The 17,589-nt window shown below is 70.9% G+C and carries 13 protein-coding genes; 7 read left to right on the top strand and 6 right to left on the bottom strand.

Annotation, left to right across the window (positions count from 1 at the left end; translation table 11 throughout):
- Nucleotides 1-253: 253 nt before the first annotated feature.
- From leuS to ACI1MP_RS25430, 5 genes are all read left to right on the top strand, one after another.
- Nucleotides 254-3,127: a leucine--tRNA ligase gene (leuS, locus tag ACI1MP_RS25410; protein ID WP_380335502.1), complete on the top strand. Its 2,874-nt coding sequence runs from the start codon at nucleotides 254-256 to the stop codon at nucleotides 3,125-3,127.
- 483 nt (nucleotides 3,128-3,610) lie between these two features.
- On the top strand, nucleotides 3,611-4,390 hold the full coding sequence (locus ACI1MP_RS25415; protein ID WP_189270446.1) for a hypothetical protein: 780 nt from the start codon (nucleotides 3,611-3,613) through the stop codon (nucleotides 4,388-4,390).
- Between the two features lie 117 nt (nucleotides 4,391-4,507).
- Nucleotides 4,508-5,422 (top strand): DegV family protein, encoded by a 915-nt coding sequence (locus ACI1MP_RS25420; RefSeq protein ID WP_380335499.1) that lies wholly within the window; start codon nucleotides 4,508-4,510, stop codon nucleotides 5,420-5,422.
- Between the two features lie 112 nt (nucleotides 5,423-5,534).
- Nucleotides 5,535-6,719: a helix-hairpin-helix domain-containing protein gene (locus ACI1MP_RS25425; protein WP_404869540.1), complete on the top strand. Its 1,185-nt coding sequence runs from the start codon at nucleotides 5,535-5,537 to the stop codon at nucleotides 6,717-6,719.
- 242 nt (nucleotides 6,720-6,961) lie between these two features.
- Nucleotides 6,962-9,784 (top strand): ComEC/Rec2 family competence protein, encoded by a 2,823-nt coding sequence (locus ACI1MP_RS25430; protein WP_404869541.1) that lies wholly within the window; start codon nucleotides 6,962-6,964, stop codon nucleotides 9,782-9,784.
- Nucleotides 9,785-9,943: 159 nt separating this feature from the next.
- Here the strand turns inward: ACI1MP_RS25430 and ACI1MP_RS25435 are convergent, their stop codons facing one another.
- Nucleotides 9,944-10,207 carry a hypothetical protein gene (locus ACI1MP_RS25435; protein ID WP_404869542.1) on the bottom strand — a complete coding sequence of 88 codons (264 nt, stop codon included), beginning with the start codon at nucleotides 10,205-10,207 and terminating at the stop codon, nucleotides 9,944-9,946.
- Between the two features lie 150 nt (nucleotides 10,208-10,357).
- Here ACI1MP_RS25435 and holA point away from each other — a divergent pair, with 150 nt between their 5' ends.
- Nucleotides 10,358-11,353, top strand: a complete 996-nt coding sequence (gene holA, locus ACI1MP_RS25440) for a DNA polymerase III subunit delta (RefSeq protein WP_043913947.1) — start codon at nucleotides 10,358-10,360, stop codon at nucleotides 11,351-11,353.
- A gap of 76 nt (nucleotides 11,354-11,429) precedes the next feature.
- Here holA and ACI1MP_RS25445 read toward each other — a convergent pair whose 3' ends face one another.
- From ACI1MP_RS25445 to ACI1MP_RS25455, 3 genes are all read right to left on the bottom strand, one after another.
- The gene (locus ACI1MP_RS25445; RefSeq protein WP_404869543.1) at nucleotides 11,430-12,020 is read right to left on the bottom strand and encodes a hypothetical protein; all 591 of its coding nucleotides are present in this window, start codon (nucleotides 12,018-12,020) and stop codon (nucleotides 11,430-11,432) included.
- A gap of 650 nt (nucleotides 12,021-12,670) precedes the next feature.
- A complete protein-coding gene (gene rpsT, locus ACI1MP_RS25450) occupies nucleotides 12,671-12,934 on the bottom strand; it encodes a 30S ribosomal protein S20 (protein ID WP_100585710.1) in 264 nt (87 codons plus the stop codon).
- A 164-nt stretch (nucleotides 12,935-13,098) separates the two neighbouring features.
- A complete protein-coding gene (locus ACI1MP_RS25455) occupies nucleotides 13,099-13,404 on the bottom strand; it encodes an antibiotic biosynthesis monooxygenase family protein (RefSeq protein WP_404869544.1) in 306 nt (101 codons plus the stop codon).
- A gap of 104 nt (nucleotides 13,405-13,508) precedes the next feature.
- Between ACI1MP_RS25455 and lepA the strand changes: the two genes are divergently transcribed.
- The gene (gene lepA, locus ACI1MP_RS25460) at nucleotides 13,509-15,377 is read left to right on the top strand and encodes a translation elongation factor 4 (protein ID WP_380335481.1); all 1,869 of its coding nucleotides are present in this window, start codon (nucleotides 13,509-13,511) and stop codon (nucleotides 15,375-15,377) included.
- Nucleotides 15,378-15,521: 144 nt separating this feature from the next.
- Here lepA and ACI1MP_RS25465 read toward each other — a convergent pair whose 3' ends face one another.
- Complete coding sequence (locus ACI1MP_RS25465; RefSeq protein ID WP_404869545.1) at nucleotides 15,522-16,592, bottom strand: NAD(P)/FAD-dependent oxidoreductase; 1,071 nt, start codon at nucleotides 16,590-16,592, stop codon at nucleotides 15,522-15,524.
- A gap of 83 nt (nucleotides 16,593-16,675) precedes the next feature.
- The gene (sigJ, locus tag ACI1MP_RS25470; RefSeq protein ID WP_404869546.1) at nucleotides 16,676-17,578 is read right to left on the bottom strand and encodes an RNA polymerase sigma factor SigJ; all 903 of its coding nucleotides are present in this window, start codon (nucleotides 17,576-17,578) and stop codon (nucleotides 16,676-16,678) included.
- Nucleotides 17,579-17,589: the final 11 nt, after the last annotated feature.

Below are 17,589 nucleotides of genomic sequence, written 5' to 3' on the forward strand. Positions count from 1 at the left end.
CTGTGGTCGTGGTCGACGGGGTGAGGGGAGATCCGGCCGCGGCCGTGGTCGGGGGATTGACGCGGTGACGCGAAAGGGTGTTGAAGGGGTGCGGTACCCTGAGCCCATGCGAACTGTGCGCCTGCTTCTTAGCCGGCCGCGCTGACCAGGACCGGCTTGGGTGCCGGAGTCGGCGTGGCGTCCCCTCCTGCGGAGGGGTTTTCTGCTTTCTACGGCCTGTTCGCTGACTGATGACGATGGAGCCTGAAGGACCATGAGCGAGACGACCCCCGCTTCCGGCGCGGCCGAAGCCGCCACCGAGCCTTTCCGCTACGGCGCCGCGCTGGCCGCCGAGATCGAGTCCCGCTGGCAGGACCTGTGGGAGAAGGAGGGGACGTTCAACGCCCCCAACCCGACCGGCCCGCTGGCTGACGGGTCGGCCGTCGCCGCGAAGCCCCACAGCTTCATCATGGACATGTTCCCGTACCCGTCGGGCACCGGTCTGCACGTGGGCCACCCGCTGGGCTACATCGCCACCGACGTGTACGCCCGCTACCAGCGGATGACCGGCCACAACGTCCTGCACACGCTGGGCTACGACGCCTTCGGCCTGCCCGCCGAGCAGTACGCCGTGCAGCACGGCGTGCACCCGCGGGTGTCCACCGAGGACAACATCGCCAACATGCGCCGCCAGCTGCGCCGGCTGGGCCTGGGCCACGACTCGCGCCGGTCGATCTCCACGATCGACCCCGAGTACTACCGCTGGACGCAGTGGATCTTCCTGCAGATCTTCAACGCCTGGTACGACGAGGCGGCCGGCAAGGCCCGCCCGATCTCCGAGCTGGTCGCCCAGTTCGAGGCCGGTGAGCGTGAGGTGCCGGGCGGCCGTGCCTGGGCCGAGCTGACCGGCGTCGAGCGCGACGAACTGCTGGGCGACTACCGGCTGGCGTACTCCAAGGAGGTGCCGGTCAACTGGTGCCCCGGCCTGGGCACCGTGCTGGCCAACGAGGAGGTCACCGCGGACGGCCGCTCCGAGCGCGGCAACTTCCCGGTGTTCAAGTCCAACCTGCGCCAGTGGATGATGCGCATCACCGCCTACGCGGACCGCCTGATCAGCGACCTGGACCTGCTGGACTGGCCCGAGGCGATCAAGCTGCAGCAGCGCAACTGGATCGGTCGATCCGAGGGCGCCCGGGTCGACTTCGGCGTCGGCGGCGACACCGTCACCGTCTTCACCACCCGCCCCGACACCCTGTTCGGCGCGACCTACATGGTGCTGGCCCCCGAGCACGCCCTGGTCGACACCGTCGTCCCGGCCGAGTGGCCGGCCGGCACCCGTGACGAGTGGACCGGCGGTGCCGCGACCCCGGCCGAGGCCGTCGCCGCATACCGCGCAGCCGCCGCCGCCAAGTCCGACGTGGAGCGCCAGGCCGACGCCAAGGTGAAGACCGGCGTGTTCACCGGCGCGTTCGCGACCAACCCGGTCAGCGGCGAGCAGATCCCGGTGTTCATCGCCGATTATGTGCTGATGGGCTACGGCACCGGCGCGATCATGGCCGTCCCCGCGCACGACAGCCGCGACTTCGCGTTCGCGCAGGCGTTCAACCTGCCGATGCGCTGTGTCGTCCGGCCCACCGACGGGCGCGGCGAGGACCCGCACACCTGGGACGACGCCTTCGACACCTACGACTCGGTGCTGATCAACTCCGAGCGTGACGGCGTCTCGCTGAACGGCCTGTCCGTGGTCGACGCCAAGGCCCGGATCACCGCCTGGCTGGCCGAGCAGGGCATCGGCGAAGGCACCGTCAACTTCCGTCTGCGCGACTGGCTGTTCAGCCGCCAGCGGTACTGGGGCGAGCCGTTCCCGATCGTCTACGACGAGAGCGGTGCGATGCACGCGCTGCCCGAGTCGATGCTGCCGGTCGAGGTCCCCGAGGTGGACGACTACTCGCCGCACACCTACGACCCCGACGACGCCACCTCCTCGCCGAAGACCCCGCTGTCCCGCAACGAGGACTGGGTCAACGTCGAACTGGACCTGGGCGACGGCCCGAAGACCTACCGCCGCGAGACCAACACCATGCCCAACTGGGCGGGTTCCTGCTGGTACGAGCTGCGCTACGTGGACCCGGTCAACTCGACCTCGGTCGTCGACCCCGCCAACGAGGCCTACTGGATGGGCCCGACCGCCGAGAAGCCGGCCGGCGGCGTCGACCTGTACGTCGGCGGCGCCGAGCACGCGGTGCTGCACCTGCTGTACGCCCGTTTCTGGCACAAGGTGCTGCACGACCTGGGCTACGTCTCCTCGGTCGAGCCGTTCCACAAGCTGTTCAACCAGGGCATGATCACCGCCGACGTCTTCCGCGACGACCGGGGCTTCCCGGTGCCGGCCGCGGAGGTCGAGGAGATCGACGACGAGTTCTTCTGGAACGGCGAGAAGGTCCGTCGCGAGGCGGGCAAGATGGGCAAGTCGCTGAAGAATGCGATCGCCCCGGACGAGTTCGCCGACGAGTACGGCGCGGACACGCTGCGCCTGTACGAGATGTCGATGGGCCCGCTGGACGTCTCCCGCCCGTGGGACGCCCGCGCGGTGGTCGGCTCCTACCGCTTCCTGCAGCGGCTGTGGCGCAACATCGTCTCGGAGATCACCGGCGAGCTGGTGGTGACGGACGAGGAGCCGGACGAGGCGACGCTGCGGGCGCTGCACAAGACGATCGACGGCATCCGTGGCGACATGGCCAACCTGCGGTTCAACACCGCGGTGGCCAAGGCCATCGAGCTGAACAACTTCCTGGTGAAGCGCGGTTCCACGCCGCGTTCGGTCGCCGAGCAGATCGTCCTGCTGATCGCCCCGCTGGCACCGCACATCGCCGAGGAGCTGTGGCGCCGCCTGGGCCACGAGCAGTCGCTGGCCTTCGCCGACTACCCGGTCGCCGACCCGGCGTACGTCGTCGACGAGACCGTGACCTGCGTCGTGCAGATCAAGGGCAAGGTCAAGGCCCGCCTGGAGGTCTCGCCGGCCATCTCGGACGCCGAGCTGGAGGCGCTGGCCCTGGCCGACCCCACCGTGGTCGCCGCCATCGGCGGTGCGGAGGTGCGCAAGGTCATCGCCCGCGCGCCGAAGCTGGTGAACATCGTCACTGGCTGACGTCGCCTCTGCTGAGCGATCGTCGGATCGGCAGGGCCGGTTGTCCCGAACACGGGGCGGCCGGCCCTTCGCCGTCTGTGGGCGCGGGAGAGTGCACTCCTGGGCTGCGGCGCAGGCGAGAGCGAGCGCGAACAGGAAGGACAGGGGCAGGACGCAAAGGGTCCGCAAGGTCGGCGCGGCTCGCGCGGTCCGTGTCGTTCGTGGGGCGTGGCAGGTCTGTCGGACTCGTCGGACAGGCCGGAGACGGTGGAAGAGCTCGAACAAGGTGGCTCCGTTCTTCGTAGGGGTGTGTCGATCGCGTGGCGTGTACTGGCGGTCTCCGGGTGATCGCTTGGGGGACATCCCTGAGCTGTCCCTGATCTCCGCTCTTCAGGCGGTTGAACGTCTGCTGCCCGCTGCCGGGCCGAGCTACGGTGGAGACCGGTGGACAGGCGGGCCGCATTCGGCGGACCGCCGCCGGTCACGGGCGGAGGTGGGCTCCCGATGGAAGCGCTCGGTGTCGTCGTAGCGCTGGTCGCGCTGCTCGGAGTGACGCTGCTGGTGATGGCGGTGGTCGGGACGGTCAAGGCGGCGAAGGCCGTGGCCGCCAAGGTCGAGCGGCACAGCTCCAACGCCCAGCGGGCGGTGGAGAACGCCACCCTCCGGGCGAAGACCATCACCAAGCCCGGCGACCAGGGCCGGATCGCCGGCCTCCGCCTGTCCCTGCGTACCGCGCTGGATTCGACCCGCCAGGTGCTGCAGGGCGGCCTCCCGCAGGACGGTCAGCTCGGTGACGCGCTCCAGCTCCTCGCCCGCCTCGACTCGCACGCAGCCGAACTCGACACCGAACTGCGCCTACTGGAACGCGAGCCGATGAACAGCCGCGTCGCCGCCAAGCTCCCCGAACTGCGCGAACGCACCGAGCGGATCACGCACTCCGCGGACTCCCTGCGCTGGGCTGCCCAGGACCGCATGCGCCGCTTCGCCGACGACGAGCTCGCCCGTCTCAGTCAGGAGTGTCGGGACGAGGCCGGAGCGCTGCGGCACTGGACTCCTGCCGAGCCCGCCGCCGACCGCGGCTCCGAATTCGCCGCCGGCCCTGCGTCTACCGCCGATGCCCGGAGCGCCGCCGCTTCCGCCGATGGCCCCGCCGACCGCCGGAAGGGAATCGGCACCGGACGCCAGAGCAGTGCCGAGGAGTTGCTCGGGCTGGCTGCCGAGCCGCTCTCCCGCCTCGCCGACCGCCTGCGCAAGCCGAACCCGGCCGGACCCAACCACCCGTAACCCCGCGTCACGAGTCGGTTGCGGTCCGTGGCGTGAAAGTTACCCGGCGTTGTGGAGGTCAAACCGCCACAGGACGGGCACTGTCATCCTGGCTCTGCGGAGGGTAACCTCCGCCTCATGCTCGGCCACCTCGCACTTGTCACGGATTCCACCGCGTATCTGCCCCAAGAAGCGGTGGACCGGCACCGCATCCAGGTGGTACCGCTCAGCGTCGCGGTCGGTGACGAAGTCTTCGCGGAAGGCGTCGAGATCTCCCCGAAGGATGTCGCCGAGGCCCTGCGCGCCAAGCACCGGGTGACCACCTCCCGGCCCAGCCCCGAGACGTTCACGGCCGCCTATCGGGCCGCCGCCGAGGCCGGTGCCAGGGGAATCGTCTCCGTCCACCTGTCCGCCGAACTGTCCGGCACAGCGGAGGCGGCCCAGCTGGCGGCCGCCACGGCACCGATCCCGGTCAGGGTGGTCGACAGCCGGCTGGTCGGCATGGCGCTGGGAAGCTGCGTACTGGCCGCCGCCGAGCTCGCCGATGCCCTCGATGCCGCTCGGGCCGCGGAGTCGGCCGGTGAGGTGGACGGTGACAGCACTGAAGCGGACCTGGATCGGGTGGTCTCCGCTGCCGAGCGGCGGGCCGAAGTCACCAACGGTTTCTTCTACGTCGACACCTTGGAACACCTGCGGCGCGGAGGCCGGATCGGAACCGCCCAGGCGCTGGTCGGCTCTGCGCTGGCCGTGAAGCCCCTGCTTCACCTCGCCGGTGGTCGGATCGAGCCGCTGGAGAAGGTGCGCACCGCTTCCCGCGCCATTGCCCGGCTCGAGGAGATCGCTGTCGAGCACGCCGGGGCACAGCCGGTGGACATCGCCGTCCACCACCTGGCCGCGGAGCAGCGGGCCGAGGCGCTGGCCGAGCGGCTGCGGGAGCGGGTGCCGGAAATCAACGAGCTCTACGTCAGTGAAGTCGGTGCTGTCATCGGTGCGCACGTCGGCCCCGGCCTGCTGGCGGTCGTCGTGGCACCGGTCGTCGCATCTCCGCGCTGAGCGACGCCAAACTCACTCGTCCGAGCGACGAGAGTAATCCACAGGCCCGGGTTATCCACAGGGGCAGGCCTATTCTCTGACCGGGCGTCAGGTCGGCCCTACTGTCCTCGCCATGAGGACCATCACCACACCCCAAGCCCGCCGTCGTCAGACCGTCGCCACTGCCAGAGCCCGCCTCGGCCTGCTTTTCCCGCCCGTCCTGCCCACCGATCTCAACCCGACCACCGATTCAACGACCGAGTCGGTGTCCCAGGCTCCGGTGCCTGCGAGGGCCGCAGAAGTGAGCAGTGGCGAGTCGTCGGCGTCTGCGGACCATGAGGCGATCAGCGCTGCTCCAGAGCCTGCGCTGGCAGCGGCACAGGCGACAGCCGCTCCCGATCCGCCGTACGCACTGTCGTCGCCGCGCATCCTGGCGATGTACGGGGTGGCCGCGCGCTCGGCCGGCACGGCTGCCCCGCGCTCCACCGACCGGGTCACCGGGCAGCCTGCGATTCGGCACGGTGCGGTCCCGGAGCGAGATCCGCCCGCGGTGTCCGACATCGACTCGTCGACGCCTGCCGATCCCGATTCCCTGCTGGACGACTGGGCCGACCTCCAGTCGTACTCAGACCCGCCCCGGCCCGACACCCCGTCAGCTCCGGAACCTACAGCCGTGTCCCACCAAACCGACCAGCCACGACTTCCCCTGCGGTTCCGTCTCCCCGCAGCCTTTGCCCTCGACCGCCGCGCCGTTCTCGGCCTCGCTGTCCTGCTCGTTCTCGCCATCGGCTACGCCGCGCAGCACTTCTGGTTGGGACGGCCACACCCTGTTGCCGTTCCCGCCATTTCCATCGCCGATTCCACCACCGACCTCGCCACCGAAGGAGCACCCACTCACCACTCAGCCCGGCCGTCCCTGGTCATCGACATCGCCGGCAAGGTCCAGCACCCCGGCCTACGAACCCTCCCCGCAGGTTCACGGGTCGCCGATGCCCTGACCGCCGCCGGCGGCCCGATCCCCGGGACGGACACCAGCCCCCTGAACCTCGCCCGTCCACTCACGGATGGAGAACAGATCCTCGTAGGTGTCGAAAACGTCATCGGCGGAGTACCTGCCGCTCCCGCCGGACCAGTCAGCCTCAACCACTCCAGCGCCGAACAACTCGACTCGCTACCGGGTGTCGGGCCCGCCCTGGCCCAGCGCATCCTCCAGTACCGCCTGACGCACGGCCCCTTCCAGTCCCTCGACCAACTCCGCCACGTCCCCGGTATCGGCCCCCGAAAGTACGAGGACCTCAAGCCACTGCTCACGCTGTGATCCCCGCCGCCCGTCTCCCGTCAGGAGGCTGTCCCATGCTCTAGCCCCCAACCTGAGCGGCTCCCCGCCCCCTACCCGCTGAGGAGGCTCAGTCGCTCGCGCGCTGCTCTGTCCGGGCCTGACCCGCCGCCACCCACTACTCGCCCACCAGCTGTCCGGCTGGCACGGCACGGCCGCGCCGTTGTGCCGCAAGCCGCCAAATCAACAAGTCGACCAACGAACACGCCGAGAGGAGATGCCCGATGCCGGCCCTGCCCTCCGCCGCCCCCGACCGAACCGACTACCGGCTTCTCGTCCCGGCCATCACCGCGTGGCTGGTCACTGCCGTCGTCCTCGACCTGGACGCCCGACACCGCCCGGCGCTGCTCCTGAGCGCTCTGGTGGGCGGCGCGACGGCCTTCGGCCTCCTCACCTCGAAGGGACCTCATCACTCGATCCACCGACTTGCAGCCGCCGTCCTGCTCACCGCAGCAGCGGCGGCGACCACGACCGTCCTCCACACCGCCGACCTGCACCGGGGCCCGCTGCCCGCCCTGGCGCATCCAACGCCGACACCTGCCCGGGGAGAGCCGGACTCCCCGGGCAGCCCGGAGCTGCTCCCGGACGCGAATGGGCAGCCCGCTCGGTCCGACTCCGGAGACGGGCCGACTTCACGGTCCCTCTCCGGAGACGGACGAACAGCCAAGCCGGAGGTAACCGTTGAAGCGACCATCACCGGCGACCCCAAGCTGCACGGATCGCACACCCGGGGCAGCGCCCTCTCTCAGCCGACCCTCACCGTCTCCGCCCTCGTCACTCGCGTCCGCCCAGCAGCCGGCGTCGAGCAGGCAGGCGCGGTCGCCACCGTGACCAGAACGCCCGTCACGCTACTGATCCGCACCCAGGACGCGGAGCAGTGGCAGCAATTGATCCCCTCCACCCAACTGGAAGTGCAGGCAGAGGTGTTGCCGGAGCAACCGGTCAACCCTTCTGCGGGGGCGGGCTCCGCCGTACGGCCCCGGACCGACTCGGCGGCACTGCTCGCCCCGCAAGGGCAGCCCAGGATCCTTGCGCAGCCCAGCCTCCCGCAACGCCTTGCCGCCCAGCTCCGCAGGGGGCTTCGCGATGCCTGCGACCACCTGTCGCCGGACGTTCGTGGCTTGCTCCCCGGACTGGTGGTGGGTGATGTGACGAGGCTTCCGGACGACCTGGCGGACGCCTTCCGGTCCACTGACCTCGGGCATCTGGTGGCGGTGAGCGGGGCCAACCTGGCGATCATCCTGGCGGTTCTGGTCGGAGGCACCCCGGCCGACCCGGACGTGCCGGGGCGCGGCGGGCTGGCCGGGCTGCTCGGCCTCTCCTTCCGGACGACGGCACTGCTCGGAACAGGACTGACGCTGGCCTTCGTCACCATCTGCCGACCAGACCCGAGCGTGCTCAGAGCGGCCGCCACCGGCCTGATCGGACTGCTGGCCCTCGCCACCGGCAGACCGAGACGGGGTTTGCCCACGCTGGGCGGCGCCGTGCTGATCCTGGTCCTGGTGGATCCCTACCTGGCCCGCTCCTACGGGTTCCTGCTCTCCGCGCTCGCCACGGCAGGGCTCCTGATCCTGGGCCCGAGATGGACCGCCGCGCTGCGTGCACGCCGCTGGCCGCACCACCTCGCATCGGCGGTCGGTGCCACCGCGGCGGCGCAGGCGTTCTGTTCTCCCGTCACTGTCCTGTTGGCACCGCGGATCAGCCTGGTCGGAATTCCGTGCAACCTGCTGGCTGAGATCGCAGTCGCACCCGCCACGCTGCTCGGCTTCGGCGCGCTCTCGGTGGCGCCCCTCTCGAAAGGAGCGGCGGAATTCCTGGCGGACCTTGCTGCTTTGCCCGTCGGATGGCTTGCGGTGGTGGCGCGCCGGGGCGCTGAGCTTCCCGGTGCCGAACTCGCCTGGCCTGGTGGCATGTTCGGCTCGGCGCTGCTGGTGGTGGTCATCGTCGCGCTGGCCTGGGCGCTGCCGCCACTGCTGGGCGAGCGGCGGCGGTCCGGACGTTGGCGCCCCAGGGTGTGGTCCGTGATTGCGGTCGCCGTCCTGTTGCCGATCGTCCTGCTGCGTCCACCCGTCGTCAGCCGGCTGGCGACCGGGTGGCCGGTCCGGGGCTGGCGGTTGGCGATGTGCGACATCGGCCAGGGCGACATGACTGTCCTGCCGGTCGAGCCCGGCAGCGCGGTGGTGGTGGATGCCGGACCCGACCCCAAGTCAGCCGATGCCTGCCTGCGGGAACTCGGGGTGACCAGAGTGCCGGTCCTGATCCTCACGCACTTCCACGCCGACCATGCGGAGGGCATTCCCGGGGTGCTGCGCGGCCGGGAGGTCGGCGCGATCGAGGTGACCGCCTCGAACGAGCCGGAAGGCGAACGGATCAGGGTGCTGCGCTGGGCAGCCGACGGCCGAGTCCCGGTGCTGCGGGCCGAGCGGGGCGAGCGCCGAACGGCGGGGGCCCAACTCGCCTGGCAAGTGGTGTGGCCCACGTCGCCGCCGGCACCGGACGCGACCGGTCCCAACAACTCCAGCATCGCGATCCTCGCCACCCTCGGCCCACCCGCCGCCCCGATCCGGGTAGCCCTGCTGGGCGATCTGGAACCTCCGGCTCAGGCAGCCCTGCTCACCCTGGGCCTGCCGCCGATGCCTCGACCCGACGAGCGGGCTCCACCCCCGCCTGCGGGCACGGAGCCGACAGCGGTGCACGGTACGGCTCGGACGCTCGACGGCTGGGCTGCGACAGTGAACGCCGCCGACTCGGTCGATCGCTACGGCGGGCCCGGCCCTCCCAGGTTGGGGCGAGTGGACGTCCTGAAGGTGGCGCACCACGGATCGGCGAACCAGGACTGGGCGTTGATGGCCGTGCTTCGCCCGAGGCTGGCCCTGATCTCCTGCGGTATCGGCAACCCGTATGGGCATCCGGCGCCCCAGACGGTGAGCGGGCTCAGGGCGCTGGGGGCGACGGTGGTTCGCACCGACCGGGTGGGGGACATCGCGGTACTGGGAGATGCGCCGTCCCTGGCCGTGGCATCCCATCTGCGCTCCGCCCACGGCTGACGCCCAGGCAGCCTGGGCAGCCCAGGCGTGCTGTTGGCGATGGCGGGAGGCCTGAACCGAGAGGCCGAACGGTGCAGACGGAGCGCCCGTCCGAGCGGGTGGGTGCGCCTCGCTCGGACGGGAACCAGGCCAAGCCCGGAGGGCCGGTGGTGGGGCAGGTCAGTCCTGCTCGCGCCACCCGTCCAGCTCGGCGACGAGCCGGTCGAGTTCGGACAGCAGCTGCGGCGTCCAGTCCTCGTCCTCGGGGGCCTCGACGACCACGATCCACTGGGCGTCCTCGGCGTCGTCCTCTCCGGCGAGGGAGTCCCGGACCACCTCCACCTCGCCCAGGTCGGGCCAGCGCGCACTCAACTCCTCGGCAATCTCATCCGCCGCGTCGCGGTCAGGAAGGACGAGCAATTGACGGTCATTGTTCTTGATCACGGCATCATTCTCCCCAGCCCGCCAGGCGGTGCGGCGGCGGCCCGCCCCATGTTCCGTCCCGTCGTGCCGGGCTGGCGGACGGTGCTGGCGGAGAGCTGCGGGGACGTGCCGGAGCAGGCCTGTCGGCACGGCGTGCGATCCTGGTAGGCGATGGCCAGGAAGAGTGCACCCGACGACCTGCTCGCCCCGCTGACCGTTGCGGTCGGCCAGGAGGAGCTGCTGCTGGACCGCGCGGTCGCCGAGGTGGTGGCGGCGGCGAGGGCGGCGGATCCGGAGACGGACGTTCGCGACCTCGCGCCGGGGGCGCTGCAGGCCGGGCAGTTGGCCGAGCTCACCACCCCCTCGCTCTTCGCGGAGCGGAAGGTGATCGTGGTTCGGGCCGCGCAGGACCTCGCGGCCGACGCGGTCAAGGAGGTCAAGGCGTACCTGGAGTCGCCGGTCGAAGAAGTGATCATGGTGCTGGTGCACGCGGGCGGCGCCAAGGGCAAGGGCCTGTTGGACGCGGCGAAGAAGGCGGGCGCGCGGGAGGTCCTGTGCGCCAAGCTCACCAAGGCGAGCGAGAAGCTGGCGTTCATCCGCAACGAGTTCCGCACCTTGGGCCGGGCTGCCAGCCCGGAGGCGTGCCAGGCGCTGCTCGACTCGCTGGGCAGCGACCTGCGCGAACTGTCGGCCGCCTGCAGCCAGTTGACAGCCGACATCGAGGGCCCGATCGACGAGACTGCGGTCGCGAAGTACTACAGCGGACGGGCCGAGGCGACCGGCTTCGAGGTGGCGGACCTCGCCGTCACCGGCCGGGCCGCCGAGGCGCTGGAGCGGCTGCGCTGGGCGCTGGCCGTTGGCCAGCCGCCCACGGGCATCACGTATGCGCTGGCCTCCGGAGTGCGCAGCATCGGCCGACTCGCCAGCGCCGGCCGCAATCTGCGTCCTGCGGACCTGGCCCGCGAACTGGGCATGCCGCCGTGGAAGGTGGACCGGGTCCGCCAGCAGATGCGCGGCTGGACGGGCGACGGCGTGGCTGCCGCCCTCACCGCTGTCGCCGAGGCCGACGCGGCCGTCAAGGGCGGCTCCGACGACCCCGCGTACGCCCTGGAGCGTGCCGTGGTCGCCGTGGCCCGCGCCTCCCGGGCCGGCTCGCGCCCCTACTGAGCCACCTCGACGGCGCTGCCGAAGCAGCTCCATCCGGGGGGATGCCGGGGAGGCCCCGTCAGGTCCCCGGATTCGTTCAGGCGGATCCGCCGAGGGTGCGCAGGAGTTCGCGGGTGTCGGACACCAGCGCGGTGCGGACCTGGTCGCGGTCGGGGGCGGTGCCCCTGCCGTCCTGGTAGGACGCGGACCAACTGGTGTAGCAGGTCATGCCGCCCTGACGGACGTACAGGACCTGGGTGAGGTAGTGCCGGCCCGGGCTGCTTCGGTCGGGGTCGTCGAGGTAGCCGACGTAGGCCGCGTCGCCGAGGCCGGGCGCCGTGCTGATCAGGTAGCGGCGTTGGGCCAGCCCGTCGCGCTGCGCGTCGAACTCGGGGCGCGGGTCCACCTCGTGGTGGAGCTGCACCTGTAGGTAGAGGGTGTAGAGGTCCTGGTCGCCGCCGACCTTCTTGCGGTACTGGCTGCAGTACATCTCGTCCAGTGCCCGGTGGCGCGTCGTGTAGTGGTAGGGGCTGCCCGACGGAGCGGGATACAGCTGGCTGAAGGTGGTCAGGCGGGCCGTGGTGCACAGGTCGTCGACCACCCGGTAGCCGGCCACGCTCGGGGAGCCCGCCGTCGAATCGCCGTTGATCAGTGAGGGGACCGTCAGGACGGTTGCCGCCCACACCACCGAAGCCGCCAGAGCGCCGCCGATGCCCCACCACAGCCCGTGCCCGGAACGGCTCCGGCGAGGGCCACCCGGGCCCGTTTCGTCGGGGCCGCCGCCGTCGACGGAAGGCCCGTCCGGGCCGATGGTGGTGACCGTGCCCGCCCTGACGCCGGTCGTCGAGGAGGTGCGGGTGCTGCGTGAGAAGCTGCTGGTGGAGCGGTGGCCCTGGAGCTGATGCGGCGGCGGAGTCGACATCGTTCCCCCGAGTAGTTGGTCACGCACGGGCAGTGTCAGGCACCCCGCACCCTACCTCGCCGCACCGTTCGCGCCGATGCCCTTTCCTGTCACGGTGGTTGAGCCCTCCAGCCGCCGGGGGCAGTCGTCGTCCGGGGCCGGAAACGCGAACTGCCCGCCCGGTGGAGACCGGGCGGGCAGTCGGAGGAAGTGCCCTGAGCGGAGACTTCCCGTGGTTCATCGGGTACCGCACCCGCGTGGCGAACGCAGGCCGCGTGCGGTACGGGTCGTGCAGCTCATCGGAAATCCGGGTAGAGGGCCGGATTCCCGGGAGCGGACGGTCGGCGGTCGCGGGTAGAGGGCCGCTGATTCACGCCGTCCGAGGTGGTGCCGGAGCACCGGGTCGTAACGGCCGGGCCGTACAGGAAGGACCAGGATCAGGCAGCGGTGTTGACGCGCTTGGTGATCGCCGACTTCTTGTTGGCGGCCTGGTTCTTGTGGATGATGCCCTTGCTGACGGCCTTGTCGAGAGCCTTGGAGGCGGCGCGAGCCAGCTCGGTGGCCTTCTCGTTCTCGCCGGCGGCAGCGGCCTCGCGGGCCTTGCGCAGAGCGGTCTTCAGCGAGGACTTGACGGCCTTGTTGCGCAGGCGCGCCTTCTCGTTGGTCTTGTTGCGCTTGATCTGGGACTTGATGTTCGCCACGAAAGAGCCTCAGTCTGTGTGAATCGGCAGTTCAACGGGTTGCACTACCTGCCGTCGGACCTGCTGAGAGGGCATGCCGAGGGCGGAGTGCAGCGGCCCACGCTACCAGGGCCGCCCCGCGCCGCCCAAACCGGACCGGCCCGGTCGCGGGCGGCCGGAGTCCGTCAGGCGGAGATCAACGGTTCGCCGTAGTGCTCGACCGTCGGGAACGGGTCGTAGTAGTGGTGCAGCAGCTCGCGCCAGCGCCCGTACTCGGGGGAGCGGCGGAAGCCCTCGGTGTGGTCCTCCAGGGTCTCCCACTCGACCTGCAGCAGGAAGCGCGAGGTGCTGCCCTCGTCCAGGCAGCGGCGCAGTCCGAGGGAGCGGAAGCCCCGTTGGGCGGCGATCAGCGGCCGGGCCTCGGCGAAGGCGGCGAGGAAGTCGTCCTCCTGGCCGGGGCGGACGTCGAGCAGGGCGCTTTCCAAGATCATGTGGGGATCCTGCCGCATGCCCGCCCGGGCGGAAAGACCGGTCGGGGCCTCGGGCATGGGAGGATGGGCGGAACCATATTGATCGGATCAGAAATCGGACCAAGGTGCCCGCGACCCCCAGCAACGTGCCAGAGCCCAGCCGTACTGACCCGGCGGTGATTCGCAACTTCTGCATCATCGCCCACATCGACCACGGCAAGTCGACGCTCGCCGACCGGATGCTGCAGATCACCGGCGTGGTGGACCCCCGGCAGATGCGCGCCCAGTACCTCGACCGGATGGACATCGAGCGCGAGCGCGGCATCACCATCAAGTCGCAGGCAGTCCGCCTTCCGTGGGCGCCGCGGACCGGTGAGAACGCGGGCAGGACGCACATCCTCAACATGATCGACACCCCCGGCCACGTGGACTTCACGTACGAGGTGTCCCGCTCTCTCGCAGCCTGCGAGGGAACCATCCTGGTGGTCGACGCGGCCCAGGGCATCGAGGCGCAGACCCTCGCCAACCTGTACCTGGCGCTGGAGAACGACCTCACCATCATCCCGGTGCTCAACAAGATCGACCTGCCGGCCGCCCAGCCCGAGAAGTACGCGGCGGAGATCGCGCACATCATCGGCTGCGACCCGGACGACGTGCTGAAGGTCTCAGCGAAGACCGGCCTCGGCGTCGAGGACCTGCTCGACCACGTGGTCGAGAAGATCCCGGCCCCGGTCGGCGTCAAGGACGCCCCGGCCCGCGCGATGATCTTCGACTCGGTGTACGACGCCTACCGCGGCGTGGTCACCTACGTGCGAGTGGTCGACGGCCAGCTCACCAAGCGTGAGCGGATCGCCATGATGTCCACCGGCGCGACCCACGAGCTGCTGGAGATCGGCGTCATCTCGCCGGAGCCGAAGGTCGCCGACGGCCTCGGCGTCGGCGAGGTGGGCTACATCATCACCGGTGTGAAGGACGTCCGGCAGTCCAAGGTCGGTGACACCATCACCTCCCAGCACAAGGGTGCCACCGAGCCGCTCGGCGGCTACAAGGACCCGCGCCCGATGGTGTTCTCCGGCCTGTACCCGCTGGACGGCTCGGACTACCCGCTGCTCCGCGACGCCCTCGACAAGCTGCGCCTGAACGACGCCGCACTGGCCTACGAGCCGGAGACCTCGGTCGCCCTCGGCTTCGGCTACCGCTGCGGCTTCCTCGGCCTGCTGCACCTGGAGATCATCCGGGAGCGCCTGGAGCGCGAGTTCAACCTCGACCTGATCTCCACCGCCCCGAACGTGATCTACCGGGTGATCATGGAGGACGGCACCGAGCACACCGTCACCAACCCGAGCGAGTTCCCCACCGGCAAGATCGCCGAGGTGTACGAGCCGGTCGTGCGCGGCACCATCCTGGCGCCCAACGAGTTCGTCGGCGCGATCATGGAGCTCTGCCAGTCCCGCCGAGGCAACCTGCAGGGCATGGACTACCTCTCCGAGGACCGGGTGGAGCTGCGCTACACCCTGCCGCTGGCCGAGATCGTCTTCGACTTCTTCGACCAGCTGAAGTCCAAGACCCGCGGCTACGCCTCGCTGGACTACGAGCCCATCGGCGAGCAGTCCGCCAACCTGGTCAAGGTCGACATCCTGCTGCACGGCGACGCGGTGGACGCGTTCTCCGCGATCGTGCACAAGGACAAGGCCTACAACTACGGCGTGATGATGGCCGGCAAGCTGCAGAAGCTGATCCCGCGCCAGCAGTTCGAGGTGCCGATCCAGGCCGCGATCGGTTCCCGGGTGATCGCCCGTGAGACGGTCCGCGCGATCCGCAAGGACGTTCTCGCCAAGTGCTACGGCGGTGACATCTCGCGTAAGCGCAAGCTGCTGGAGAAGCAGAAGGAAGGCAAGAAGCGGATGAAGATGGTCGGCCGGGTGGAGGTCCCGCAGGAGGCCTTCATCGCCGCGCTGTCGACGGACGCGGAGCCGCCGAAGGAGAAGAAGTAGCTCCTACGGTCGGCCACACGGGCCGGGGTCCCCGCACGGGGGCCCCGGCCCGTCGCCGTTTCCGATGCCGACTCGGCGCCGCCGGCCAGCCTGATGCCATCGACGTCGATGCCGTCGGGGTGAGTCGCCGATCAGGACGGACGGTCAGCGCAGGGACAGCGGCAGGACGTTGACGATGACCGACTTGACCAGCCGCCCGGCCGCCCCGGTCACCACCCGGGGCTTCATCGAGTCGTCGCCGTGGATCAGCTGAACCAGCGCCTCGCCGCGGCCCAGGCTCAGGCACTGGGTGAGGTAGCGGAACGCGAACGGCTTGTCGGTGCGTCCGGTGAGCAGCTTGCCCAGGTAGCGGCCCTGCGGCTGGGCGGTGGCGCAGGCCATCCGCAGGTGTCCGACGCCGGGCAGATCGACGGAGGCGGCGTCCCCGGCCACGTACACGTCGGGGTGCGACACCGAACGCAGGCGGTCGTCCACCACGGCCTGGCCGCGGTCGGTGACGGCCAGGCCGGATTCGGCGGCCAGCGGGTGCGGCTCCAGCGAGCCGGCCCACACCACCACATCGGCCGGGACCGGGCCGGCCGCGGTCTCCAGTCCGGCGGCGGTGACGGCGGTGACCTGGTGCGCTTCGTCCACCCGGACGCCGAGCCGGCCGAGCACCGACAGGACGTGCGCCCGGCCGCGCTGCGACAGCCAGCCGCCGACCGGGCCGGACGCCACCAGCCGGACCTGCCAGTCGGGGTGCGCCTCGGCGAGTTCGGTGGCCAGTTCGATGCCGGTCGCGCCGCCGCCGACCACCGCGATCGTTCCGGGCGTCGGCGCGCCGGTGATCCGGCGGTGCAGTTCCTCGGCGTTCTCCGCCGAGTACGCGTGCTCGGCGGCGCCGGGCACGTCGCTCCAGGCGACCCGGCTGCCGAGCGCGTAGACCAGGGTGTCGTAGGCGATCCGCTTGCCGTCCTCGGTGACCACCTTCCGCCCGGCCAGGTCGAGTTCGACGACCCGAGTGGCCAGGTGGGTGACCTTGCGGCCGCGCAGCACGTGGGAGACCTCGGGCCGGGAGATCCGGCGGCCGACGGCGATCTCGTGCTGGCGCACCCGGTGCGCGAAGCGCTGCTCCGGGGCGATCAGGGTGACCTGGTTCGGCCCGCGGCCGATCCCTGCGGCGGCGGACAGTCCCGCGTAGCCCGCGCCGATCACCACGATGTGCTTGCCGGTCATCTCGTCCTCCTTCACGGACCCCGCCGGGTGGCGGATACGGAAGGGGGACGGAGCGGCCCGCAGGAGTGTGACCGTGAGCTGCGTCACGCCTCCGAGAGGTGGGCGAGCTTCTCCGGGTTGACCATCACGTACGCGGAGGTGATCCGGCCGTCCGCGACGGTGAACGCCAGTACGCCGCCGACCACGCCCGGTTCGGCGTACCAGACCGCGCCCAGCTCGCCGTTGACCAGCATCGGCACCAGCGGGCGCTGGGCATCCAGCGAGCGCTCGGACAGCTTGCGCACCAGCCGGCCGACGTGGATCGCGCCGAACAGCGGGCGGCGGCCCGCGCTGACGATGCCGCCACCGTCGGCGTGCCAGACCACCTCGGGGTCGAGCACCTCCATCAGCGTCATCAGATCGCCGCCGGTCGCCGCGGCGATGAACGCCGTCACGACCTGGCGGTGCTCGGCCGGGTCGACGGTGCTGCGCCGGCCGCCGTCCCGTACCCGGCGGCGGGCGCGCGAGGCGAGCTGGCGGGTGGCCTCGGGCGAGCGGTCCAACGCCGAGGCGATCTCCTCGAAGCCCACCGCGAACACGTCGTGCAGCACGAACGCCGCGCGCTCCGCCGGGCTCAGCTGCTCCATCACCGCCAGCATCGCCACCGACACCGCCTCGCCGACCTCGGCCAGCTCGGCGGGGGAGTCCTCGGCGCTCAGCAGCGGCTCCGGCAGCCACTCGCCGAAGTACGCCTCCCGGCGGGCCCGGGCCGAACCCAACTGGTCGTAGCAGAGCCTGGTCACCACCGTGGTCAGGTAGGCGCGCGGCTCGGCGATGTCCGAGCGGTCGGCCGACTGCCAGCGCAGCCAGGCCTCCTGCAGCACGTCCTCGGCGTCGGCGACCGAGCCCAGCAGGCGGTAGGCCACCGCGGCCAGGTAGCGGCGCTCGGCCTGGAAGGCGTCCGCGGGGGCGGACGGCGCGGAGTCGACCGCGGTCGGATCGGGCATTCGCCAACGGT

Origin of the sequence: Kitasatospora griseola (assembly GCF_044999035.1) — a bacterium.
GTDB lineage: Bacteria > Actinomycetota > Actinomycetes > Streptomycetales > Streptomycetaceae > Kitasatospora > Kitasatospora griseola.